Annotated in this window: 21 protein-coding genes; 14 read left to right on the forward strand and 7 right to left on the reverse strand. The window is 59.6% G+C overall.

Annotated elements, in window-relative coordinates:
• The first annotated feature begins 59 nt into the window (after positions 1–59).
• The 4 genes from uhpA (at position 60) to uhpT (ending at position 5,033) form a co-directional block, all read left to right on the forward strand.
• Complete coding sequence (uhpA, locus tag EDF82_RS18750; protein ID WP_123757027.1) at positions 60–653, forward strand: transcriptional regulator UhpA; 594 nt, start codon at positions 60–62, stop codon at positions 651–653.
• A gap of 27 nt (positions 654–680) precedes the next feature.
• Entirely contained in the window at positions 681–2,162 is a 1,482-nt protein-coding gene (gene uhpB / locus EDF82_RS18755) for a signal transduction histidine-protein kinase/phosphatase UhpB (protein WP_174509664.1), read from the forward strand.
• Positions 2,163–2,171: 9 nt separating this feature from the next.
• The gene (locus EDF82_RS18760; protein ID WP_123757029.1) at positions 2,172–3,500 is read left to right on the forward strand and encodes an MFS transporter; all 1,329 of its coding nucleotides are present in this window, start codon (positions 2,172–2,174) and stop codon (positions 3,498–3,500) included.
• Between the two features lie 138 nt (positions 3,501–3,638).
• Positions 3,639–5,033, forward strand: a complete 1,395-nt coding sequence (gene uhpT / locus EDF82_RS18765) for a hexose-6-phosphate:phosphate antiporter (RefSeq protein WP_123757030.1) — start codon at positions 3,639–3,641, stop codon at positions 5,031–5,033.
• Between the two features lie 44 nt (positions 5,034–5,077).
• Here uhpT and EDF82_RS18770 read toward each other — a convergent pair whose 3' ends face one another.
• Positions 5,078–5,983 carry a LysR family transcriptional regulator gene (locus tag EDF82_RS18770; RefSeq protein WP_123757031.1) on the reverse strand — a complete coding sequence of 302 codons (906 nt, stop codon included), beginning with the start codon at positions 5,981–5,983 and terminating at the stop codon, positions 5,078–5,080.
• Positions 5,984–6,212: 229 nt separating this feature from the next.
• Between EDF82_RS18770 and EDF82_RS18775 the strand changes: the two genes are divergently transcribed.
• From EDF82_RS18775 to nepI, 3 genes are all read left to right on the forward strand, one after another.
• On the forward strand, positions 6,213–6,665 hold the full coding sequence (locus tag EDF82_RS18775; RefSeq protein ID WP_123757032.1) for a DUF1198 family protein: 453 nt from the start codon (positions 6,213–6,215) through the stop codon (positions 6,663–6,665).
• Positions 6,666–6,779: 114 nt separating this feature from the next.
• A complete protein-coding gene (locus EDF82_RS18780; protein WP_187043070.1) occupies positions 6,780–7,301 on the forward strand; it encodes an SRPBCC domain-containing protein in 522 nt (173 codons plus the stop codon).
• A 154-nt stretch (positions 7,302–7,455) separates the two neighbouring features.
• Positions 7,456–8,637, forward strand: coding sequence for a purine ribonucleoside efflux pump NepI (gene nepI, locus EDF82_RS18785; protein WP_123757034.1), 1,182 nt, complete (start codon positions 7,456–7,458; stop codon positions 8,635–8,637).
• Between the two features lie 53 nt (positions 8,638–8,690).
• Here the strand turns inward: nepI and phnX are convergent, their stop codons facing one another.
• Together phnX and phnW are read right to left on the reverse strand one after the other, a co-directional pair.
• Entirely contained in the window at positions 8,691–9,500 is an 810-nt protein-coding gene (phnX, locus tag EDF82_RS18790) for a phosphonoacetaldehyde hydrolase (protein WP_123757035.1), read from the reverse strand.
• A 9-nt stretch (positions 9,501–9,509) separates the two neighbouring features.
• Positions 9,510–10,613, reverse strand: coding sequence for a 2-aminoethylphosphonate--pyruvate transaminase (phnW, locus tag EDF82_RS18795; protein ID WP_123757036.1), 1,104 nt, complete (start codon positions 10,611–10,613; stop codon positions 9,510–9,512).
• A 141-nt stretch (positions 10,614–10,754) separates the two neighbouring features.
• On the opposite strand from phnW, the gene phnR reads away from it, so the two are divergent.
• From phnR to phnV, 5 genes are all read left to right on the forward strand, one after another.
• Positions 10,755–11,474 carry a phosphonate utilization transcriptional regulator PhnR gene (phnR, locus tag EDF82_RS18800; RefSeq protein WP_123757037.1) on the forward strand — a complete coding sequence of 240 codons (720 nt, stop codon included), beginning with the start codon at positions 10,755–10,757 and terminating at the stop codon, positions 11,472–11,474.
• A gap of 664 nt (positions 11,475–12,138) precedes the next feature.
• Positions 12,139–13,152, forward strand: a complete 1,014-nt coding sequence (gene phnS / locus EDF82_RS18805) for a 2-aminoethylphosphonate ABC transporter substrate-binding protein (protein WP_123757038.1) — start codon at positions 12,139–12,141, stop codon at positions 13,150–13,152.
• A gap of 5 nt (positions 13,153–13,157) precedes the next feature.
• Positions 13,158–14,267 (forward strand): 2-aminoethylphosphonate ABC transport system ATP-binding subunit PhnT, encoded by a 1,110-nt coding sequence (gene phnT, locus EDF82_RS18810; RefSeq protein ID WP_123757039.1) that lies wholly within the window; start codon positions 13,158–13,160, stop codon positions 14,265–14,267.
• A gap of 2 nt (positions 14,268–14,269) precedes the next feature.
• A complete protein-coding gene (phnU, locus tag EDF82_RS18815) occupies positions 14,270–15,130 on the forward strand; it encodes a 2-aminoethylphosphonate ABC transporter permease subunit (RefSeq protein WP_123757040.1) in 861 nt (286 codons plus the stop codon).
• Between the two features lie 2 nt (positions 15,131–15,132).
• Positions 15,133–15,930 (forward strand): 2-aminoethylphosphonate ABC transport system, membrane component PhnV, encoded by a 798-nt coding sequence (gene phnV, locus EDF82_RS18820; RefSeq protein WP_123757041.1) that lies wholly within the window; start codon positions 15,133–15,135, stop codon positions 15,928–15,930.
• A 65-nt stretch (positions 15,931–15,995) separates the two neighbouring features.
• On the opposite strand, the gene EDF82_RS18825 is transcribed toward phnV, so the two are convergent.
• From EDF82_RS18825 to EDF82_RS18840, 4 genes are all read right to left on the reverse strand, one after another.
• Entirely contained in the window at positions 15,996–17,375 is a 1,380-nt protein-coding gene (locus EDF82_RS18825; protein ID WP_123757042.1) for a carbohydrate porin, read from the reverse strand.
• A gap of 156 nt (positions 17,376–17,531) precedes the next feature.
• Positions 17,532–17,834: a PTS lactose/cellobiose transporter subunit IIA gene (locus tag EDF82_RS18830; protein ID WP_123757043.1), complete on the reverse strand. Its 303-nt coding sequence runs from the start codon at positions 17,832–17,834 to the stop codon at positions 17,532–17,534.
• A gap of 132 nt (positions 17,835–17,966) precedes the next feature.
• Positions 17,967–19,292 (reverse strand): PTS sugar transporter subunit IIC, encoded by a 1,326-nt coding sequence (locus EDF82_RS18835; RefSeq protein ID WP_123757044.1) that lies wholly within the window; start codon positions 19,290–19,292, stop codon positions 17,967–17,969.
• An 11-nt stretch (positions 19,293–19,303) separates the two neighbouring features.
• Positions 19,304–19,618 carry a PTS sugar transporter subunit IIB gene (locus tag EDF82_RS18840; protein ID WP_123757045.1) on the reverse strand — a complete coding sequence of 105 codons (315 nt, stop codon included), beginning with the start codon at positions 19,616–19,618 and terminating at the stop codon, positions 19,304–19,306.
• 293 nt (positions 19,619–19,911) lie between these two features.
• On the opposite strand from EDF82_RS18840, the gene EDF82_RS18845 reads away from it, so the two are divergent.
• Positions 19,912–20,853 (forward strand): LacI family DNA-binding transcriptional regulator, encoded by a 942-nt coding sequence (locus EDF82_RS18845; RefSeq protein WP_123757046.1) that lies wholly within the window; start codon positions 19,912–19,914, stop codon positions 20,851–20,853.
• 231 nt (positions 20,854–21,084) lie between these two features.
• Positions 21,085–22,455: an aromatic acid/H+ symport family MFS transporter gene (locus tag EDF82_RS18850; RefSeq protein WP_123757047.1), complete on the forward strand. Its 1,371-nt coding sequence runs from the start codon at positions 21,085–21,087 to the stop codon at positions 22,453–22,455.
• The last annotated feature ends 2 nt before the right edge of the window (positions 22,456–22,457 follow it).

A 22,457-nucleotide genomic window follows, 5' to 3' on the forward strand; every position in this document is an offset into this window, starting at 1 on the left:
TGAAGGATGCCGTGTATATCGTTAAGGTAAGCGCGTTTTTTAACCCGCCAGGATACATCATGACCACCATTGCCCTTATTGACGATCATCTTATCGTCCGCTCCGGTTTTGCCCAGCTGCTGGGGCTGGAAGCGGATTTCCAGGTTGTCGCTGAGTTTGGCTCCGGCCGTGAGGCGCTGGCGGGGCTGCCCGGACGGGGTGTGCAGGTCTGTATTTGCGATATTTCGATGCCGGATATTTCCGGCCTCGAGCTGTTAAGCCAGCTACCGAAAGGCATGGGGATCATCATGCTCTCGGTGCACGACAGCCCGGCGCTGGTGGAGCAGGCGCTCAACGCCGGCGCCCGCGGCTTTCTCTCCAAGCGCTGCAGCCCGGATGAGCTGATTGCTGCGGTCAGAACCGTGGCGACCGGCGGCTGTTACCTGACGCCGGATATTGCGCTGAAGCTGACCGCGGGCCGCCAGGATCCGCTGACCAAACGCGAACGTCAGGTGGCGGAAAAGCTGGCCCAGGGGATGGCGGTGAAAGCCATCGCCGTCGAGCTAGGGCTGTCGCCGAAAACCGTGCACGTCCACCGGGCGAACCTGCTGGAAAAGCTGGGGGTCAGCAACGATGTCGAGCTGGCGCGGCGCATGTTCGACAGCTGGCAGTAGCAGGCCATGAAACCACTCCTCTCCCGGCTGCTCTCGGTGGCCGGCTGCTTCTGTATTTTCTCCGCCGCGTGGTTCTGCCTGTGGAGCATCAGCCTGCACCTGGTTGCCCGCGCGGATCTCGCCGTGCTGCTGTTCCCCTTCGGCCTGCGTTTGGGCCTGATGCTGCAGTGCCCGCGCGGCTACTGGCCGGTATTGCTGGGTGCCGAGTGGCTGCTGATCTTCTGGCTGGCGCAGGAAGTGGCGCTGGCGCATCCGTTAATTTTGATGATCGGTGGGGTGCTGACCCTGCTGCCGGTGGCGCTGATTTCGCGCTATCGCCACCAGCGCGACTGGCTCACGTTGTTACGTCAGGGGGCCGCGCTGATTACCGCCGCGTTGCTGCAATCGCTGCCGTGGGCCGCCGAAGGAAGCGACGGGTTGAACGCGCTGCTGCTGACTCTCACCGGCGGCCTGACCCTGGCCCCGACCTGCCTGGTTATCTGGCACTATCTCACCAGCACCGTCTGGCAGCCGCTAGGCCCGTCGCTGGTGTCGCAGCCGATCAACTGGCGCGGCCGCCACCTGATTGGCTACCTGCTGTTGTTTGTCATCAGCCTGTGGCTCCAGCTGGGCCTGCCCGCTGAACTGTCGCGCTTTACGCCGTTCTGCCTTGCGCTGCCGATTATCGCCCTGGCGTGGCATTACGGCTGGCAGGGGGCGCTGATTGCCGCCCTGATGAACGCCATCGCCCTGATAGCCAGCCAGACCTGGCACGATCACCCGGTGGATTTACTGCTCTCGCTGCTGGCGCAAAGCCTGACCGGGCTGCTGCTGGGGGCCGGGATCCAGCGCCTGCGCGAACTCAACCAGTCGCTGCAAAGCGAGCTGGCGCGTAACCGGCGACTGGCGGAGCGATTGATGGAGACCGAAGAGAGCGTGCGCCGGGAAGTGGCGCGGGAGCTGCACGACGATATCGGCCAGACCATCACCGCCATCCGTACCCAGGCGGGGATTGTGCAACGCCTGGCGCCGCACAACGGCGGCGTGCAGCAGAGCGGCCAGCTGATTGAACAGCTGTCGCTAGGGGTTTACGATTCGGTGCGCCGCCTGCTGGGTCGGCTGCGTCCGCGCCAGCTCGACGACCTGACCCTTGAACAGGCGGTGCGCTCGCTGATGCGCGAAATGGAGCTGGAGGACCGCGGTATGGTCAGCCATCTCGACTGGCGTATCGATGAGTCCGCCCTGAGTGAAAACCAGCGCGTCACCCTGTTCCGCGTCTGCCAGGAGGGGCTGAATAATATCGTCAAACATGCCAGCGCCAGCGCGGTGACGCTGCAGGGCTGGCAGCAGGACGGGCGGCTGATGCTGGTGCTGGAAGACGATGGCTGCGGACTGCCGCCGGGCAGCGGACAGCCGGGCTTTGGCCTGACCGGTATGCGCGAGCGCGTCACCGCCCTGGGCGGGACCCTGACGATTTCCTGCACCCACGGTACCCGCGTTTGCGTCAACCTACCGCAACGTTATGTCTGAGGCGCGATGATGCTGAACTTGCTGAAATCCCCACCCGATGCCGCGCCGATTACCGATAAACAGGCGCTGGATGAGCGCTATCGCTACTGGCGGCGTCATATCCTGCTGACCATCTGGTTAGGGTATGCCCTGTTTTACTTTACCCGGAAAAGCTTTAACGCCGCGGTACCGGAAATTCTCGCCAGCAACGTCCTGACCCGCAGCGATATCGGCCTGCTGGCGACGTTGTTTTACATCACCTACGGGCTGTCGAAGTTTTTCTCCGGCATCGTCAGCGACCGCTCCAACGCCCGGTATTTTATGGGACTGGGGCTGGTCGCCACCGGGGTGGTCAATATCCTGTTTGGCTTCTCCACCTCGCTGTGGGCCTTTGCCGTGCTGTGGGCGCTGAACGCCTTCTTCCAGGGCTGGGGTTCGCCGGTGTGCGCCCGTCTGCTGACGGCCTGGTATTCGCGTACCGAGCGCGGCGGCTGGTGGGCGCTGTGGAATACCGCGCACAACGTCGGCGGGGCAGTGATCCCGATGGTGGTGGGCGCGGCGGCGCTGCACTACGGCTGGCGCGCCGGGATGATGATTGCCGGTACGCTGGCAATCCTTGCCGGGCTGTTTCTCTGCTGGCGGCTGCGCGACCGGCCCCAGGTTGTCGGGCTGCCGGCGGTGGGCGACTGGCGCCACGACGAGCTGGAGATTGCCCAGCAGCAGGAAGGGGCGGGGCTGACGCGCAAAGAGATCCTCTACAAGTACGTGCTGGCGAACCCCTACATCTGGCTGCTGTCGCTGTGCTACGTGCTGGTTTATGTGGTGCGGGCGGCGATTAACGACTGGGGCAATCTCTACATGTCGGAGACGCTCGGCGTCGATCTGGTGACCGCCAACTCGGCGGTGACGATGTTCGAACTGGGCGGATTTATCGGCGCGCTGGTCGCCGGTTGGGGGTCGGATAAGCTGTTTAACGGCAACCGCGGGCCGATGAACCTGATTTTTGCCGCCGGGATTTTGCTGTCGGTCGGCGGTTTATGGCTGATGCCCTTCGCCAGCTACGTGATGCAGGCGGCCTGCTTCTTCACCACCGGCTTCTTCGTGTTTGGCCCACAGATGCTGATTGGCATGGCGGCGGCGGAGTGTTCCCACAAAGCGGCGGCCGGGGCGGCCACCGGGTTTGTTGGGCTGTTTGCCTACCTCGGCGCCTCGCTCTCTGGCTGGCCGCTGGCGCAGGTGCTGGAGCGCTGGCACTGGACCGGATTTTTCGTGGTGATTGCCATTGCCGCCGGGATTTCCGCGCTGCTGCTGCTGCCGTTTTTAAACGCCCAGGCGCCGCGAACGCCGCACGAAGCGTGATGCACCTCACTGTTTTGCCCCATTCGGGGCAAAACTAAGACATTTTCCCGGTTTCGCCTGGACGCTGTCTCAGGCCAGTTACGTCGCTGATTTTTACAATGCCTGCCATCAAGCAGGTATTCAAATCAGGAGTCACCCATGCTGGCCTTTCTCAACCAGGTGCGCAAACCCACGCTAGACCTACCGCTCGACGTGCGGCGCAAGATGTGGTTCAAACCGTTCATGCAGTCCTATCTGGTGGTCTTTATTGGCTACCTGACCATGTATCTGATCCGCAAAAACTTTAACATTGCTCAGAATGACATGATCTCCACCTACGGGTTGAGCATGACCCAGCTGGGGATGATCGGTCTTGGTTTCTCGATCACCTATGGCGTGGGGAAAACGCTGGTTTCCTACTACGCGGACGGCAAAAACACCAAGCAGTTCCTGCCGTTTATGCTGATCCTCTCCGCCATCTGTATGCTCGGCTTTAGCGCCAGCATGGGGGCTGGCTCCACCAGCTTGTTCCTGATGATCGCCTTCTACGCGCTGAGCGGTTTCTTCCAGAGTACCGGCGGCTCCTGTAGCTATTCGACCATCACCAAATGGACCCCACGCCGCAAGCGCGGGACGTTCCTCGGCTTCTGGAATATCTCGCACAACCTCGGCGGTGCGGGGGCGGCGGGCGTGGCGCTGTTCGGGGCGAACTATCTGTTCGACGGCCACGTCATCGGCATGTTCATCTTCCCGTCGATTATCGCGCTGGTTGTCGGCTTTATCGGCCTGCGTTTTGGTAGCGACTCCCCGGAATCCTACGGCCTCGGCAACGCCGAAGAGCTGTTCGGCGAAGAGATCAGCGAAGAAGATAAAGAGACCGAAGAGAACGCCATGACCAAATGGCAGATTTTCGTCGAGTACGTGCTGAAAAACAAAGTCATCTGGCTGCTGTGCTTCTCCAACATCTTCCTCTACGTGGTGCGTATCGGTATCGACCAGTGGTCGACGGTCTATGCCTTCCAGGAGCTGAAGCTGTCTAAAGAGGTGGCGATTCAGGGCTTTACCCTGTTTGAAGTGGGCGCGTTGGTAGGCACGCTGCTGTGGGGCTGGCTGTCGGATCTGGCGAACGGTCGTCGAGCGCTGGTGGCCTGCGTCGCGCTGGCGTTAATCATCGCTACCCTCGGCGTCTATCAGCATGCCAGCAACCAGTACGTCTACCTGATGTCGCTGTTTGCTTTAGGTTTCCTGGTCTTCGGTCCGCAGTTGCTGATCGGGGTTGCCGCGGTGGGCTTCGTGCCGAAAAAAGCGATCGGGGCAGCCGATGGCATCAAAGGCACCTTTGCCTATCTGATCGGCGACAGCTTCGCCAAGCTGGGGCTGGGGATGATTGCCGACGGCACGCCGGTATTCGGCCTGACCGGCTGGGCCGGCACCTTTGCGGCGCTGGATGCGGCAGCTATCGGCTGTATCTGCCTGATGGCCATCGTGGCGGTCTTCGAAGAACGTAAAATTCGCCGCGAGAAAAAGAAACAGATTTTGCAGACCGCCGAGTGATGGCGTATTGGTAACCTTGCCCGGCCTTAGCGCCGGGCTTTTTTTTATCTCTCCAACTGGGCAGTCTGGTGCAGCAGTTCCCGCAGCCACTGCTGCGCCGGGTCGCGGTGGCTACGCTCGTGCCACGCCATGCTTTTGGTAAAGCCGGGGATCGCCAGCGGCGGCGGGGCGATGCGCATTCCGTTCGCCATTTTCGCCAGCCGACGCGGCACTACCGCAATCATATTGCTGACCGCCAGCACCTCCGGCAGCACCAGAAAACTGCTGACCGACAGCCCTACCCGCCGCGACCGTCCCAGCGCCGCCAGCGCCTCATCGGTCACACCGCGAAAGCTATCGCCCTGCCAGGAGACCAGCACGTGCTCCAGCGTACAGAACAGATCCAGAGTTAACGGCTCCGCCGCCTGGGGATGGTCCGCGCGCATCAGACACACGTACTCTTCCTGATACAGCGCCCGGCTGTGAAGTTCGGGCGGCGTGGAGCGGGGCGTCAGCAGGGCAATATCAACATCCCCGCGTTCGGTTTGGCTGAACAGGGTTTGCGGCGATTCCGGGATAATGCGCACCCGGATACCCGGCGCCAGGGGCTTTAGCGCGGCGATAAACGGCACGATCACCGCTTTCAGCGCGTAATCGGTGGCGGCTATCGTCCAGGTTAATTCGGCCCGTTGCGGATCGAAAGTGGCCGGCTGCAGCAGCGCGTCGGCATCCGCCAGCAGTTGCTTCACCGGCAACGCCAGCGCCTGCGCGCGCAGGGTCGGCACCATGCCGTGCGGGGCGCGGACAAACAGCGGGTCGTTAAAGGCGTTCCGCAGGCGCGTCAGCATGCCGCTGACCGCCGGCTGGGTCAGCGAAAGCCGCGCCGCCGCCCGGGTCACGCTGCGTTCATCGAGCAGCGCATCCAGCGTTTTCAGCAGATTCAGATCGAGGTTTCTGATATCAGATTTCATGATGTCTATCCGCAGCGACGATAAGTCACATTATGGTACGCCGGGGAGTCGACAGCGCGCAAATTCCCATTATGATAGTGAGGATGCGGGATACCCTCACTCATTCAGGTTACAGGAAAGCGGCAAGGGAGCGGCTCCCCTGAGGCAGAGATAACGTCTGGCCGGGGTGAACGCGCGTAGCCAACGCATCTGCAGCGTGAAGTATGACGGATAGAGAATGAGAGGATGAATGGTCTGGATAGGATTGGCCACGCTGGTGGTCGTATTTGTTGTCGGTTTTCGGGTACTTACCTCTGATTCACGCCGTGCGATTCGCCGCCTGAGCGAGCGCCTGGGCATTACCCCGGAGCCACTGGAATCGATGATCGATGCGCTGGGGAAAGCCGCCGGTCACGAGTATCTGCGTTATCTTGAACGCCCCAATGAGGCGCATCTGCAAAACGCCGCCCAGGTCCTGCTGATCTGGCAGGTGGGGATCGTCGACGGCAGCGAGCGCAATCTGCACTACTGGTATCGGCTGATGCAAAAGGCCCGCCTGGCGGCGCCGATCACCGACACCCAGATCCGTCTGGCCCAAGGGTTTTTACGCGAGCTGGACCCGGAACTGAGCGATATAGTCCTGCTGCAACAGCGCTATAACGCCTTGTTTTTACCGCAAGATGGTGTCCACTGGCTGCACTGATATCACCACCTGTGATAATCATCATCAATGATGATGATTAGATTTATATCACCTCCCGGCAGATGATTGACCTCGTTAAATCTCACCGTTACGAGGTCTCTTATGAAACAGTCAATGCACCAAAGCGCCATCGTCTGGCCGGAAGATTACCTGCCGGGGACAACCGATAACTTTGCCTCCAATGAAATCATCGTCAGCGGCCTGACCGCGGCGGAAATCTGGGCGCAGCTCGATGACACTACCTTATGGCCCACCTACTACAGCAACGTGGCCGATATCCGTTTTCATGACGGCAGCGGCCCGACGCTGAGCGCCAACGCCCGCTTCCGTTTCTCAACCTTCGGCTTCCCGATCGAAGCGCAGGTAACCGAATATGTTCCACCGGTGGCCGGACAGGCGGCGCGCGTCGCGTGGCACGGTTGGGCTGAAGGGGATGCAACCACGCGGCTGGACGTGATCCACGCCTGGCTGTTCGAAGATTTGCCCGGCGGCCGCGTGCGCATCCTGACCCAGGAGTCACAGAAAGGGGCTCCGGCACAGGCGCTGGCGCAGACGCTGCCGAACCCGATGATCAACGGCCATCAGGAGTGGATTTGCGGCCTGGCTACGGCGGCCAAAAACGCACAGCGCGGCTAATTTAGCATTCTGTGCGCTGGCAAGCCTTGTCTGACCGGCTTGCCAGCCGTTTTACCGGCAATAATCAAGCTTCTCGTGATTGAATTGTTAAATTAGTCACACACAAAATGTTACACTGCGCAGCTTTTCCGCTCTCCAACCATGCAGGTAACCCATGACGTCTTCAAATGCCTCCACGCCACATGCTCACCAGACTGCGCGACCGAACTGGTCGGCGGTATTCGCGGTGGCCTTCTGCGTGGCCTGCCTGATTACCGTGGAGTTTCTACCGGTTAGCCTGCTCACGCCGATGGCTCAGGATTTAGGTATCTCTGAAGGCGTCGCCGGGCAGTCGGTCACCACGACCGCCTTTGTGGCGATGTTTTCCAGCCTGTTTATTACCTCGATTATCCGCAGCACCGACCGTCGTTACGTGGTGATTCTGTTTTCCGTACTGCTGACCCTCTCGTGCCTGCTGGTCTCCTTCGCCAACAGCTTCACCTTGCTGCTGCTGGGCCGCGCCTGTCTGGGGCTGGCGCTGGGCGGCTTCTGGGCGATGTCGGCTTCGCTGACGATGCGCCTTGTGCCAATGCGGGTGGTGCCGAAAGCGCTGTCGATTATCTTTGGCGCGGTGTCGATTGCGCTGGTGATCGCCGCGCCGCTGGGCAGCTTCCTCGGCGGGATTATCGGCTGGCGTAACGTCTTTAACGCTGCGGCGGTGATGGGCGTGGTGTGTACGATTTGGGTGATCAAGGCGCTGCCTTCACTGCCGGGCGAATCCCCGTCACAACAGCAAAACATGTTTGGCTTGTTGAAGCGCCCCGGCGTGATGGCCGGCATGTGCGCCATCTTTATGGCCTTTGCCGGGCAGTTTTCCTTCTTTACCTATATCCGCCCGGTGTTTATGAACCTCGCCGGCTTTGATGTCTCTGGCCTGACGCTGGTACTGCTGAGCTTCGGCATCGCCAGCTTCGTCGGGACCTCGCTCTCCTCCGTGCTGCTCAAGCGTTCGGTCAAAGCGGCGCTGGCGATTGCGCCGGTGGTGCTGGCGGTCAGCGCGGCGGTGCTGGTGCTGTGGGGGGAAAGCAAAATCGTGGCCTCGACGGTGGCGATTATCTGGGGTCTCGCCTTCGCGTTGATTCCGGTGGGCTGGTCAACGTGGATCACCCGCTCTCTTGCCGATCAGGCGGAAAAAGCCGGGTCGATTCAGGTGGCGGTGATCCAGCTGGCAAACACCTGTGGCGCGGCGGTGGGCGGCGTGGCGCTGGACCATCTCGGTCTGCTGTCGCCGCTGGTCATCTCCGGGGCCTTGATGCTGCTGACCGGGCTGCTGGTCGCCACCAAAGTCCGGGTGTAACGTGCCGCCCGGGCACGGCGTTGCGGCCGCTGCCGGGGGCACGCGAGCCAGGACTACGGGCGCTCACCTCTTGCCAGACGGGCGTTGATGTCGGCAATGACGCCCGGCAAATCGGCCAGGGTATCGACCACATAATGCGCCCCGGCGGCATACAGTTTTTCAGCCGCCTGTTCACGACGGGTGGCGATCGCTTCTGTCGTCATCTGCTGATATTCCTCCCAGGTCGCGCCAAATTCGTTGCCGGACACCGCCAGCCCGACGCTCCACATCCCGGCGTTCAGCCCTTCGGTAATACCCGGAACGGCATCATCGACCTTCACGCAGTGCGCGACGGCATCAATGCCGAGGGCAATGACGTTTTGCAGCGCCATCCACGGGCCGGGACGCCCGCCAGCGGCCAGGTCATCGGTAGCCACCCAATGGTCCGGGGCGTAGCCCTGGGCAGCGGCGGCGGGGATCAGCTTCTCCATGACCGCGCGCGGGTAGCCGGAGCAGGAGCCAATTTTCAGGCCGTCGGCGCGACAGGCGGCAATGGTGTCGACAACGCCGGCGATGGGTGCAGAAAAATCGACGACTTTGGCAATCTGCAGCGGCATGAACGCGGCGTAGATCGCGTCAATATCGTCGGCGCTCATCGCGCGGCCAAATTTCGCCTGCCAGCGGGCATCCACCGAGGGTAGCTGCCCCAGCGCTTCAATGTGTTGCCACTTGCCGAGCCCCATCGGAACGCGGGCTTCCGCCAGCGTTATCTCGACGTCAAACGCCTTGCGGAAGGCTTCGACAAAAATCTGGGTTGGCGCGAAGGAGCCGAAATCCACGGTGGTGCCGGCCCAGTCAAGAATCAGTGCGGTAATACGGTTCATGGCGGTTCCTCAGTGTTTCCAGTACATGGCGTTATCGATGGCGGTCAGCAGGGCGATGATGTCAGCGTCGTAGACTTCGCCGATATTGCCGATGCGGAAGCAGTCGCTTTGCGAGACTTTCCCCGGATAGATCACGAAGCCCTGAGCCTTAAGCTGCTGATAGAAGTGTTCAAAGCGGTACTGCGGCGCCTTCGGCGAGTAAAAGGCGGTGATGATCGGCGAATGCAGGCTGTCTTCCAACAGCGGCTGGAAACCTAAGGCGCGCATGCCGGCCACCAGCCGACGTTGGTTGGTGCTGTAGCGCTGATGGCGGGCGCTCACGCCTCCCTCTGCGGCCAGCTCTTTCAGCGCCTGGGCAAAGGCCAGCACGGTATGGGTCGGGGAGGTGAAGCGCCACTTGCCATGATGGTCTTCCATGCAGCGCCACTGGGCATACAGATCCAGCGACAGCGAGCGCGAGCGACCCTCGCAAGCTGCCAGTTCGCTTTCCCGTGCAATCACGAATGCGAACCCCGGCACCCCCTGAATGCACTTGTTGGCGGAGCTTATCAGGTAGTCGATATTCAGCGCGGCGACGTCCAGAGGAATGCCGCCGAAGCTGCTCATCGCATCGACGATATAGCGTTTACCGTAGCGCTGCGCCAGCTCTGCCACCTCTGCAATCGGGTTGAGCATCCCGGTGGTGGTTTCGCAATGGACCATCGCAATATGGCCGATCGCCGGGTCCGCCTGCAGGATCTTTTCGATCTCCGCCACGTCCGGGCGGGTCACTTCGCCGCAATCGTACGGCTGACAGGCGACGCCCATCCGCTGTGCCATTTCAATCATCCGCGCACCGTAGGCGCCGTTGCTGACGATCAGCACTTTGCCCTGCGCGCCGATCGCGCTGCCGAGCACCGCCTCCACCGCGTAGCTGCCGCTGCCCTGCAGCAGCACCGAGGTGTAGCCTTCCGCAGGCGTTGCCAGCTGAACCAGCTGCTGGCGAATGGTCTGTACCACCCCGAGGTTGTAGTCATCATCCCAGGTGCAGCTATCGAAGAGCATCGCCTCTTTCACCGTGCGGGAGGTGGTTAACGGGCCAGGGGTCAGCAGCAGGTAATTACGTGACGTCATTTGTCTCACCATTTTGGTCTATACCAGATTGGTTTTATAATGGTGATAATGGCGGCAAAAGGTCAAAGAAAAGATCGCGCTGCAACAAAAAATTCATCTCCATGGGTATAATGGCGCTATCCAATCTGTGTGCGAGACATCATGAAATCACCCTCTGGCGAGACGCCGCAATACCTGTTGATTAAGGCGCAATTGCAGGCTCGTATCGAAAACGGCGCGTTGAAAAGCGGTGACAAACTGCCGTCAGAACGCGAACTGTGCAGCCTGTTCAACACCACGCGGATTACGGTGCGTGAGAGCCTGGCGCAGCTGGAGGCCAGCGGCGTGATTTATCGTGCCGATCGCCGCGGCTGGTTTGTGACGCCGGAGCGCCTGTGGTTGGACCCGACGCAAAATACCAACTTCCACAAGCTGTGTCTGGAGCAGGGGCGGGAGCCGAAAACGGTGCTGCTGAATGGCCGGCTCGCGGCGGTGCCGCTGGATGTGATGGCACCGCTGGCGCTACAGCCGTTCGATCAGGTGTACCTGCTGACGCGCCTGCGCTACGCCGACGGGCGGGCGATCTGCTACAGCGAAAACCACTGTCTGCCGGCGCGCGTGCCGGAGCTGCTGCGTCACGACCTGAACGGCAGCCTGACCGAGATTTATCAGACTCATTACGACCTGATATATACCAGCATGCATCTGTCGTTCTATCCCACCTCAATGCCGCCGCAGGCCGCGCAGGTGCTGGGGGTGATGGAAGGGCGTCCGGCGCTGTTGCTGCGCCGCCTCAACTACGATCAGCACGGGCGCATTCTTGATTACGATATCGAGTACTGGCGTCACGACAGCTTGCGCATCGAAGTCGATACCCACTGATTTTTTCGGCCCTGGGGGCGGCCTCTCCCCGGTGGCGCTGCGCTGACCGGGCTACGGTTCATCGCATCCGCGTGGCTCTGGGCGCGGCCTCTCCCCGGTGGCGCTGCGCTGACCGGGCTACGATTCATCCCATCCACGTGGCTCTGGGCGCGGTCTTTTCCCCGGTGGCGCTGCGCTGACCGGGCTACGGTTCATCCCATCCGCGTGACTCTGGGCACGGTCTTTTCCCCGGTGGCGCTGCGCTGACCGGGCTACGGTTCACCGCATCCGCGTGGCTCTGGGTGCGGCCTCTCCCCGGTGGCGCTGCGCTGACCGGGCTACGATTCATCCCATCCACGTGGCCCTGGGCGCGGTCTTTTCCCCGGTGGCGCTGCGCTGACCGGGCTACGATTCATCGCATCCACGTGGCTCTGGGCGCGGCCTTTTCCCCGGTGGCGCTGCGCTGACCGGGCTACGATTCTTGCCGCTGGGTAGTCAGGTAGCCCGGACAAGGCGCGGCAGGCGCCGCCTCCGGGGAAATTCCACGCGCTGCTCTCCCTCTCTGTTGCCTCCGTTTTTCATCCGCCGGACACACTTTGTTCATCGTTCTGTCATAAATCCCCGGTAGCGTGACACTCAATCTGGTATAGACCATTTGACATCACCACCCAATGAGGCTGATACGATGAAACTCTCCCGACTTGCTCTGCTCTCCGCTTTCGCACTCGCCAGCACCCCGGTGTGGGCCGATGGCGTGGTCACGGTTTATTCTGCTGACGGCCTGCATGATGGCGACAACAGCTGGTATCAGAACCAGTTCGACGCCTTCACCAAAGCGACGGGCATCAAAGTGCAGTATGTGGAAGGCGGCTCCGGGGCGATCGTCGAGCGCCTGGCGAAAGAGCGGACCAACCCGCAGGCCGATGTGCTGGTCACCGTGCCGCCGTTTATCCAGCGCGCCGCCAAAGAAAACCTGCTCGCCGAATTTACCCCGCAGGGCAGCGACGCAATCCCCGGCGCCAACGCCCACTACTCGCCGCTGGTGAACAACTACCTGACCTTCATCTATAACAGCCAGCTGTTAAAAAGCGCCCCGGCCAGCTGGCAGGCGCTGCTGGACAGCAGCTTCAAAAACAAACTCCAGTACTCCACCCCAGGCCAGGCCGGCGATGGGACCGCGGTGATGCTGCAGGCCTTCCACAGCCTCGGCAGCAAAGAGGCGGGCTTTGCCTATCTCGGCAAACTGCAGGCCAATAACGTCGGCCCGTCCGCCTCCACCGGCAAGCTGACCGCGCTGGTGAATAAAGGTGAACTGTTTGTGGCTAACGGCGACCTGCAGATGAACCTGTCGCAGATTGCCCGCAACCCCAACGTGAAAATCTTCTGGCCGGCGGACGAGAACGGCGAACGCAGCGCCCTGGCCCTGCCGTACACCGTCGGCCTGGTCAAAAATGGTCCGCAGAGCGAAAACGGCAAAAAGCTGATCAACTTCCTGCTGGATAAACCGGCGCAGAGCCACGTCAGCGCGCTCTCCTGGGGCCTGCCGGTGCGCAGCGATGTCACGCCAACCGACGGAAACTACCAGGCGGCAAAAGCGGCGCTCAACGGCGTGAAAAGCTGGGAACCGAACTGGGACGATGTGGCCGGATCGCTATCGGCAGATATTGCCCGCTGGCACCAAGTGACCGACAGCGAGTAAGCCTGATGCTGATGAAAACGACTGCTTCCCACTCTCCGGCGCAGGCAGGGACCTCCGGGATAACCCTCGACGCACTGCGCGTGTCCTATCACGGCAACGTGGTGCTGAAACCGCTGTCATTGACCATTGAACCGGGGGAAGTGCTGGCGCTGATCGGCCCGTCTGGCTCCGGAAAAACCACGGTGCTGCGGGCGATTGCCGGGTTTGTGCAACCGGCGGGCGGGCGCATTCTGATCGGCGATACCGACGTCACCGGGCTGCCGCCCTACAAGCGCGGCCTGGCGATGGTGGTGCAAAACTACGCTCTGTTCCCGCACATGAAGGTGGAAGACAACGTCGCCTTCGGCCTGCGGGCGCAAAAGCAGCCAAAAGCGCTGATCGTCGACCGGGTCAAGGAAGCGCTGAAGATTGTCGGGATGGCGGACTACGCCACCCGCTATCCGCACCAGCTTTCCGGCGGCCAGCAGCAACGCGTCGCCATTGCTCGGGCCATTGCCGTGCGCCCGCGGGTGCTGCTGCTCGACGAACCGCTGTCGGCGCTGGATGCGCAAATTCGCCACAACATGGTGGAGGAGATTGCGCGCCTGCATCGCGAACTGCCGGAGCTGACCATTCTCTATGTCACCCACGATCAGACCGAAGCCCTGACCCTCGCGGACAAGATTGGCATCATGAAAGACGGCTCGATGATCGCCCACGGGGAGACCCATCAGCTATATCACAACCCACCGAACCGCTTCAGCGCCGAGTTCCTCGGGCGCGCCAATATCCTGCAGGCCACGGCACTGAGCGATATGGCCGGCCCTGGGCTGGTCAGCGTCAGCTGCGGCGGCGGGCTGATTCAGGCCTTCAGCCAGGGCGGGCAGCACGGGCATAACAAGCTGCTGTGTATTCGCCCGCAGCATATGAGCCTGGTTCCCCGTTCGGCGGTCAGTAACCGGCTCCACGCCACGCTGACCTCGGTGCACTGGCAGGGCGATTTGACCCATCTGCTGTGCGACGTTGCCGGTGAAGCGGTGCGCATCGTGATGACGCACGTCAATCCGCTGCCCCGGGCGGGCGACCAGCTGACGCTTTACTTTGAACCGAACGATGCGGTACTGATTGAGGTGTAACGATGTCGCATATGCTCACGCTTTCGCGCCCGGCCTTGAACCTGCGGCCCTTCCTGTGGCTACTGCTGCCGCTGCTGGTACTGGCGACGCTGTTTTTCTACCCGCTGCTGCTGATTGCCGAACAGGCGCTGCGCGATGACAGCGGTCATCTGAGCCTCGGGACCTTCTGGCAGGTCATCGACTCGCGGCGTTTTATCGGCGCCCTGCTGAACACCCTGCAAATCGCGGTATGCGCCACCCTCGGCTGTCTGCTGCTCGGCAGCCTGCTGGCGCTGATTCTGGTGTTTATTCCGTTCCCCGGCAGCGCGCTGATTGGCCGGGTGATCGACACCTTTATTGCCCTGCCGACGTTTCTGATCACCCTGGCCTTCACCTTTATTTACGGGTCAGCGGGACTGCTGAACGGCACGCTGATGTCGCTGTTCGATTTCGCCTTGCCGCCGATCGATTTTCTCTACTCGATTCAGGGAGTGATTCTGGCGGAAATCACCGTGTTCACGCCGCTGGTGATGCGCCCGCTGATGGCCGGGCTGCGGCAGATCGATAAAAGCCAGCTGGAGGCGGCCAGCATTCTCGGGGCCCATCCGCTGCGGGTGATCGCCCAGGTGATTTTTCCGGCGGCGCTCCCGGCGCTGATGGCGGGGGGCAGCCTGTGTCTGCTGTTGACCACCAACGAGTTCGGTATCGTGTTGTTTATCGGTGCCAAAGGGGTGAATACCCTGCCGATGATGGTCTACAGCAAGGCGATTCTTGAGTCCGATTACGGCGTGGCCTGCATGATTGCGCTGATCAATATTCTGCTGTCGCTGGGGCTGTTTATGCTCTACCGACTAGCCGCCGCGCGTACCGGCGTGAGGAGCTAACGATGTTAATCTGGTCGCGTAAAGGCCGTGCGGCGGCGGGGGGGCTGGCAGTCGTGCTGTTTGCCGGCTTTTTCTTCCTGCCGCTGGCGGTGATCCTGATGTCCAGCCTGAGCCAGCAGTGGAACGGCCTGCTGCCGTCGGGGTTTACCTTCGGTCATTTTGTGAATGCGTTTCGGGGCGCCGCCTGGGATTCTCTGTTCTCCAGCCTGGTGGTGGGCTTTTGCGCCAGCCTGTTTGCCCTGCTGTGCGGCATGTGGGCGGCGCTCTCTCTGCGCCAGTTCAGCGCCCGCCTGCAGCGTTATCTGGGGCTGGCGTTTTATCTGCCCAGCGCGATCCCGTCGGTATCGGTAGGGTTGGGGATTCTGGTGGCCTTCAGCCAGGGGCCGTTGCAGATGAACGGGACCTTCGGGATTGTGCTGGCGGCGCACTTCGTACTGATTTCCGCCTTTACGTTCAGCAACGTTTCCACCGGGCTGGCGCGTATTTCACTGGATATTGAAAACGTTGCCTCAAGCCTGGGCGCATCGCCGGGATACCGCCTGCGCCATGTGACTTTGCCGCTGATGATGCCGTGGATGATCTCCGCGCTGGCGCTGAGCCTGTCGTTGTCGATGGGGGAGTTGGGGGCTACGGTGATGATCTATCCGCCGGGCTGGACGACGCTGCCGGTAACGATTTTCAGCCTGACCGACCGCGGCAATATTGCGGATGGTTCGGCGCTCACCATCGTTCTGGCGGGGGTGACGCTATTACTGATGATCAAGCTTGAGCGTATCGCGCGTCGCCTGAGTCAGAAATAACGTCACACCGGTGTTATGCCGAAGGTGTCCGGGCGCGGCGTTATGCCGCGGCCCGGGAACGGATCTTAGAACCAGGCTTCGAACATCCCGCCGACGTTCAACGAGTCCAGCTGGTTGTCGTTGGTGTTGTTCACTTTCGCGGTATGTTTGTTATCGACCTGGCCGCCGGTAACGTAGAAGCGCAGCATCGGACGGAACTCCGGACCCATACCGATAGAGATGTTCTGCGACAGCGTCAGCTTCCAGCCTTTGTTATCCCCGCCCTGATCGTAATCAACACGCTGGTAGCCCGCTTCCAGCCAGGTTGAGTGTACTTCGTTCCAGAAGTACATCGGGCGCACGATCACGCCGTAGTTCTTACGGTTGTCGGTATTGTCTTTGCCGTCGTCATAATCGTGGAATGCCAACAGGTAATCGACCTGCGCCTGCTGGGTGAACTTATGGCTGCCTTCAAAGCTGGCGTACACCGTCGTCAGGTCGTCGGTTTTGTTATACACGCTGTTATCCGAATTATCGGAGTAGCGCAGGATAACCTTATTGATGCCGCTGTCGTTGGTATGGCTCAGCACCAGGCCGCCCTGCCAGGCATCGAGGCGTTCATCACCATCCACCGCTTTCGAGTCGAAGCCGTAGTTGGCGTACACCTCAACATCGATCGGGCCGGCTTTCATGTTGTGAATTTTCGAAGTCAGCGCGTAGTGGCCGTCGTCGCCGGTGCCGGAACCGCCGGTACAGGTGATGCGCGATGGGTTCGACTCATCGGCCATCACTTCCGGGCTACAGGATTCCACCTGCGAGACCGTCGCCACGTCAAACTGCACGCCGCCGATATCGAAGTTTTTCACCCCGGCACCCTGGCCGTCGTGGTTCATCCAGAAGTAGTCGTTGATGCCCTGTTGTGGACGCTGGTGGAAGTCACGACCGGCCCAGATATAGGCGTTCGGGTTGGATTCCAGCACGTTGGTCACGCCGACGTAGGCCTTTTTCAGGTTAACTTCGTCGCTCCAGTGGTCGAACATCACGTTGATATCCCAGATCGCGCCCTGGCTGCTCTTAAAGGCTTTGGTGATCTGGAATTCGCCGCCGTTGCCTTCGTTACCCAGACGACCGATCGCCGAGGCGCCGTTATAGGAGCCGTCAACGCCGACAAATTTCTGGTCGCCGGTCTGGAACTGCGCGCCGTAACGGGCGTAGCCGCTGAATTTGAGGCCGAACGGAATCGCCATATCCGGGGAGGCGGCGGTGGTTTGCGGGTTGGTCACCACATCCACTTTCTTATCGGCGGCGGCATCGATTTTGGCCTGACGGTCGGCCAGCGCTTTATCGACAGCTTTTGCCACAATGGCGTCGATTTGGTCCTGAGTAAAATCTTGTGCGAGTACGGAAACTGGGCACAGCGCGGCGACTACCGCCATGGCTAATGGCAGTCTTTTTATTGTTTTCATGGTTATCTCACATTTAATATTTTATTGATGTTCAGACAATAACCATCCCGCTCCGAATGAAATATCATGATCGGGGCAAGCTGATCCGGTTTATTTAGGGTACAGCTACGCTGAAGAATAAAGGGACTTATTATTCAGTGTGGTTTTATTAATAAATTAACGCTGATACAGATGAATCATCTCTTCTGAAAATTCACGGGCAAGCAGTGAATTCATTAAATGATCCTGCGCATGCACCATGATTAAGGTCATCGGCTGGCGCGCCTCACCGGCATCCTGCTCGATGAGCTGGGTCTGCATCTGGTGCGCGCGACGGGCATAACCATCGGCTTCATTAAGGAGTAATTTGGCTTCGTCGATATTACCGTTGCGGGCTGCGTGTAACGCTTCAAAACATAATGAGCGTGACTGTCCCGCATTCACGATAATTTCCATTACCGCTTCTTCTAGTTCGATCATAATCATTCCTGAGGTTGTTCTTTATATTAAAGGATGTAGCGAAAATTCCTTTTTCGCATTATTCCAGACAGTGCTGTCGATTTATTATTTAGTGGAGCCGGGAAATACAATGAAGGATGTATTTCCCAATGATTACTGACCAACGGTCTCAGCAACCGGAACGACGTTTTTGGCTTTTTCGACTTCAGTTTTCAGCAATGAGCGCTCATAGGCACGCAGGAACGGCAGGTAGATAACCGCAGACATCACCATGCAAATCACGCACATGACCACCGGGCTGAGCGTCCAGTTAGCGGCCCAGGAGGCGCCGATAGGTGCCGGCGTGGTCCACGGCGTCAGGGAAACCACCTGTGACAGCCAGCCGAGGCGGGTGGCGCCATAGGCGAGGATGGCGTTGATCATCGGGACGAACACGAACGGGATAAACATCATCGGGTTCATGATAATCGGAGCGCCGAACAGAATCGGTTCATTAATATTGAAGAAGCTTGGCACGATGCCCATTTTGCCGATGCTCCGCAGGTGCGCCACACGGCTACGCAGCAGCAGGAAGGCCAGCGGTAAAGTTGAACCTACGCCGCCAATCAGCAGATAGTGGTCCCAGAAACCTTGCAGATAGACGTGCGGCAGAGCAGCACCGGCGGCCAGCGCGGCCTGGTTAGCCGACAGGTTCGCCATCCAGAACGGGTTCATGATGCCGGTGACAATCAGCGAGCCGTGGATCCCGGCAAACCAGAAAATCTGGCACATCAGCACGGAGAGCAGAATCGCCGGCAGGGAGTCGGAAGCAGAAACCAGCGGTTCCAGCAGGTGCATAATCGCCTGCGGCAGAATCATGCCGGTCTGGGCTTCGATAAACAGGTTCAGCGGATGCAGGGTACCAATCACCACCAGTACCGGGATCAGAATTTCAAAAGAGCGGGCGACGCCGGTCGGCACCTCTTTCGGCAGGCGAATGGTAATGTTGTTCTGTTTCAGCCACGCATAAATGCGGGTGGAGTAAATCGCGGTAATTAACGCCGTGAAGATCCCCTGGCCTGACAGGTATTGGGTCGAGATTTTGCCATCAGCATACGGCGCGGCCACCAGTAAAAAGGCCATAAACGCCAGCAGGCCGGACATCACCGGGTCCAGCTGAAACTGACGACCGAGGCTGGCGCCAATTCCGACGGAGATAAAGAACGTCATCACCCCCATGCTGAGGTTGAACGGCAGCATCAGCTGTTCGCGATACTGCTGAGAGAAATCGAGCCAGCCGCGGGCAAAACCGTTAGTGGTGTCCGGTGAAAAAGGTGGAAAGATAAATACCAGCATGAAAGAGCCGATGATCATGAACGGCAATGCGGCAGTGAAGCCATCGCGAATCGCGATAACATATTTCTGCTGCCCAAGGCGTCCTGCCAGCGGAGTAATAGATTGCTCGATCACGGCAATCATGGACTGATACAGAGAACTCATTTGAACACCTCTTATTGCGCCGGGTTAATCAGCGACAGGGCATAATCCAGAACGTTATCTCCTCGCTGCATGCCGTAGTCCATGGTGTTAATCGGCTGGACCGGAATATTCAGCGAAGCGGCTTTGTCAGACAAGGTTTTCAGCATGTATTTCACCTGAGGGCCAAGAAGCACCACCTGGTACTGCGGAAACTGCATGTCAAATTCGGAAACGCCATAGGCGTCAATCTGCACCGGCAGGTTACGTTCCTTGGCCACATCCACCATCTTTCTGACCAGTAAGCTGGTGGACATTCCTGCAGAGCAGCACAGCATAATCTTGTACATCGACACTCATCCTCAAAATGTAAAAAGTTATTGCGTGAATGATTTGATATCAGACGGAAACCGGTTTCCATTCATAAAAAACAGAACTGTGATGACTGTCAAGATCTTCTCCTTATGCCGCTAATTAATTGGATTTCGCTCACAGAAATCGGCCAGTTTTGCGATGTTTTTCCGTGAAATGGAGAATCGGTTTCCAAATGAAAATGGAAACGGATATACTGAGATGGTTATTATTGAAGCGATTCAGGACCAGGAATTTACGGGGATCGGACGGACCCTGTCAGGGGAGAATGATGTCTACAATCAATGATGTGTCACGTTTAGCTGGAGTATCCAAAGCGACCGTTTCTCGCGTGTTGAGCGGTACGCGCGGCGTAAAAGAAGCCAGTCGTCAGGCGGTGCTGCAGGCGGCGGAAGAGCTCAACTACCGGCCCAATATGATCGCCCAGTCGCTGCTGAGCCAGACCACCGGCTGCATTGGCGTGATCTGCGCGCAGGACAATATTAATCAAACGACCAGCTACCTGTATGCCCTGGAAAAGCAGCTGAGCCAGCATCAAAAACATCTGCTGCTGCGCTTTGCCAATACCCGTGCCGGGGTGATGAACTCGCTGGAAGAGCTGAGCTGCGGGCTGTGTGACGATGTACTGATTATTGGTGCGCGCTTTCCACTGAATATCGACCGTCCGGACGTGGCGCTGATTGACTGCCTGGAGAGCGAAGGGGCTAACAGCATTCAGTTTGACCACGCGTTTGCGGCGGAAACGGCCTGTAACTATCTGATTAGCCAGGGACGTCGGCAGATTGCGCTGATCCATCCGGAAGGGGGTGGGTTTGCCGAACAGGTGCTGCTGGGCTACAAACACGCGCTGGAGAAAAACTTCCTGCCGTTTAATCGCAACCTGGTGTTCCTCGACAGCACCTCGCCGTCGGTGGCGGTTCAGGAGCTGGTCAACAATGCGACCACCTTAAATTTCAATGCCTTACTGGTGGCTGATGAGCAGCAGGCGCAGCATGTCGTGCCGCAGCTGATGGCGTTCAACCGGGCGGTGCCGGAAAAAGTGATGGTCTTTAGTCTGGCCGGATCGTTACAGCTCCCCGGCATCCCGACTATTCCGGCCATTGAGTATTCGATGGATGCGATGGCAACGCGCATTGTCAGCTGGCTGACGGAAAAAACGCAAATGCTCGGCGGCAGTATGCTGCGCGGCGATTTAATCATTCCGAACCGCTGATTTCACCCGCCGCAATCGCTATCTCTCACCACCACCCACAGCCGTTACGCTGTGGGTTTTTTTATGTCTCTCTTTTTGTCGTTCACTTCACAATATAAACAGAACTCATAGCTGACGCCGGTTTTTTGAACCAGACAGCGCCCGGGGACTGCCTTAAGTTGAATACGAAAGTTCAATCCAAAAAAAACAGTCACCAGAACATTCGTACCGCCTGCTTAAGGAAGTGACCCTATGAACCACTCTCGTGTTGTCGATGTGAAGGCGTGGATCGATGCCCGACCGATCTCGCGCTTTCAATGGAACGTCCTGCTGCTGTGTTTTGTCATCATCATGCTTGATGGCTATGACGCGGCGGTGATGGGTTTTATCGCCCCGGCTCTGATTGAAGACTGGGGCATCAGCCGGGCGCAAATGGGCCCGGTGCTCGGCGCGGCCATGTTTGGTGTGGCCATCGGCGCGCTGGTAGCCGGCCCGCTCTCCGACCGCTATGGTCGCAAACGCATCCTGCTGTGGTCGGTGGCGCTTTTCGCCCTCTTCAGCCTTGCCGGGGCGTTGGCGCAAAGCCCGTCGCAGCTGGCGCTGATGCGCTTTCTGACCGGACTGGGGCTGGGGGCGGTCATGCCGAACTGCGTCACCCTGGTGGCGGAATATATGCCTGAGCGCCGCAAGGGGCTGATGATCACCTTGATGTACAGCGGCTTTAACGTCGGCTCCGGGCTGGGGGGCTTTATTGCCGCCGGGCTGCTGTCGCACTACAGCTGGCATTCGGCGCTTATTTTCGGCGGCGTGCTGCCGCTGGTGGTTCTGCCGTTTATGATAGTGATGCTGCCGGAGTCGGCGATGAATATGGTGGCCCGTCGGCTGCCGTCCGGGCAGATTGCCGGGGTGCTGAACCGTCTTGGCGGCAGCTTCAGCAGCGAAACGCGTTTCCAGCTGAACGCCCCGCAAATCTCGCGGCACAATAAAGTGGTGCAGCTCTTTCGCAACGGCTACGCCCGCGGTACCGTCGCCCTGTGGCTGACCTACTTTATGGGCCTGTTCGTGATTTATTTGCTCAATGGCTGGCTGCCGACCATCCTGCGCTCCGGCGGATTATCGCTGCAGCAGGCGGCGATCATTACCGGCCTGTTCCAGCTTGGCGGCCCGCTGGGCGGCATTCTGGTGGGGTATCTGATGGACCGCACATCAGCTAAAGCGGTGATTGCAGTCACCTATTTCCTGGGCTGCGTATGCCTGCTGACGCAGGGGCTGATGGATTTTGGCTCCGCGGCGCTGTCGGTGCTGATCTTTATCAGCGGCATGTGCATTAACGGCGCGCAGAATGGCCTGCAGGCCTACTCGCCAGCCTATTACCAGACTGAAATCCGCGCCACCGGCGTGAGCTGGATGCACGGCATCGGGCGTACCGGGGCGATACTCAGCTCGACGCTGGGCGGCGTGATTATGCTGGCGGTCCCGGGCCACTCTTCAATCTTTTTGGTGCTGGCGCTACCTGCCTGTCTGGCGGGGGCCGCGATTTTGCTGCACCGTATGAACCACCCGAAGCCTCGGCAAACAGAGGCCGATCTTAGCGCGCTGTCAGGCACAGTACATAACCGATAAGT

It is taken from the genome of Klebsiella sp. BIGb0399 (assembly GCF_003752615.1).
Classification (GTDB): domain Bacteria; phylum Pseudomonadota; class Gammaproteobacteria; order Enterobacterales; family Enterobacteriaceae; genus Klebsiella; species Klebsiella lignicola.

What these genes read in the sequence shown, in the direction of transcription:
- phnR (WP_123757037.1), top strand. Translation starts at nt 10,755, where the DNA reads ATGAAATCACCCTCTGGCGAGACGCCGCAATACCTGTTGATTAAGGCG.
- phnV (WP_123757041.1), top strand. Translation starts at nt 15,133, where the DNA reads ATGTTAATCTGGTCGCGTAAAGGCCGTGCGGCGGCGGGGGGGCTGGCA.
- EDF82_RS18830 (WP_123757043.1), bottom strand. Translation starts at nt 17,834, where the DNA reads ATGATCGAACTAGAAGAAGCGGTAATGGAAATTATCGTGAATGCGGGA.
- EDF82_RS18775 (WP_123757032.1), top strand. Translation starts at nt 6,213, where the DNA reads ATGGTCTGGATAGGATTGGCCACGCTGGTGGTCGTATTTGTTGTCGGT.
- phnU (WP_123757040.1), top strand. Translation starts at nt 14,270, where the DNA reads ATGTCGCATATGCTCACGCTTTCGCGCCCGGCCTTGAACCTGCGGCCC.
- uhpA (WP_123757027.1), top strand. Translation starts at nt 60, where the DNA reads ATGACCACCATTGCCCTTATTGACGATCATCTTATCGTCCGCTCCGGT.
- phnS (WP_123757038.1), top strand. Translation starts at nt 12,139, where the DNA reads ATGAAACTCTCCCGACTTGCTCTGCTCTCCGCTTTCGCACTCGCCAGC.
- uhpT (WP_123757030.1), top strand. Translation starts at nt 3,639, where the DNA reads ATGCTGGCCTTTCTCAACCAGGTGCGCAAACCCACGCTAGACCTACCG.
- phnT (WP_123757039.1), top strand. Translation starts at nt 13,158, where the DNA reads ATGCTGATGAAAACGACTGCTTCCCACTCTCCGGCGCAGGCAGGGACC.
- nepI (WP_123757034.1), top strand. Translation starts at nt 7,456, where the DNA reads ATGACGTCTTCAAATGCCTCCACGCCACATGCTCACCAGACTGCGCGA.
- EDF82_RS18840 (WP_123757045.1), bottom strand. Translation starts at nt 19,618, where the DNA reads ATGTACAAGATTATGCTGTGCTGCTCTGCAGGAATGTCCACCAGCTTA.
- phnX (WP_123757035.1), bottom strand. Translation starts at nt 9,500, where the DNA reads ATGAACCGTATTACCGCACTGATTCTTGACTGGGCCGGCACCACCGTG.
- phnW (WP_123757036.1), bottom strand. Translation starts at nt 10,613, where the DNA reads ATGACGTCACGTAATTACCTGCTGCTGACCCCTGGCCCGTTAACCACC.
- EDF82_RS18850 (WP_123757047.1), top strand. Translation starts at nt 21,085, where the DNA reads ATGAACCACTCTCGTGTTGTCGATGTGAAGGCGTGGATCGATGCCCGA.
- EDF82_RS18825 (WP_123757042.1), bottom strand. Translation starts at nt 17,375, where the DNA reads ATGAAAACAATAAAAAGACTGCCATTAGCCATGGCGGTAGTCGCCGCG.
- EDF82_RS18845 (WP_123757046.1), top strand. Translation starts at nt 19,912, where the DNA reads ATGTCTACAATCAATGATGTGTCACGTTTAGCTGGAGTATCCAAAGCG.
- EDF82_RS18835 (WP_123757044.1), bottom strand. Translation starts at nt 19,292, where the DNA reads ATGAGTTCTCTGTATCAGTCCATGATTGCCGTGATCGAGCAATCTATT.
- EDF82_RS18780 (WP_187043070.1), top strand. Translation starts at nt 6,780, where the DNA reads ATGCACCAAAGCGCCATCGTCTGGCCGGAAGATTACCTGCCGGGGACA.
- EDF82_RS18770 (WP_123757031.1), bottom strand. Translation starts at nt 5,983, where the DNA reads ATGAAATCTGATATCAGAAACCTCGATCTGAATCTGCTGAAAACGCTG.
- EDF82_RS18760 (WP_123757029.1), top strand. Translation starts at nt 2,172, where the DNA reads ATGCTGAACTTGCTGAAATCCCCACCCGATGCCGCGCCGATTACCGAT.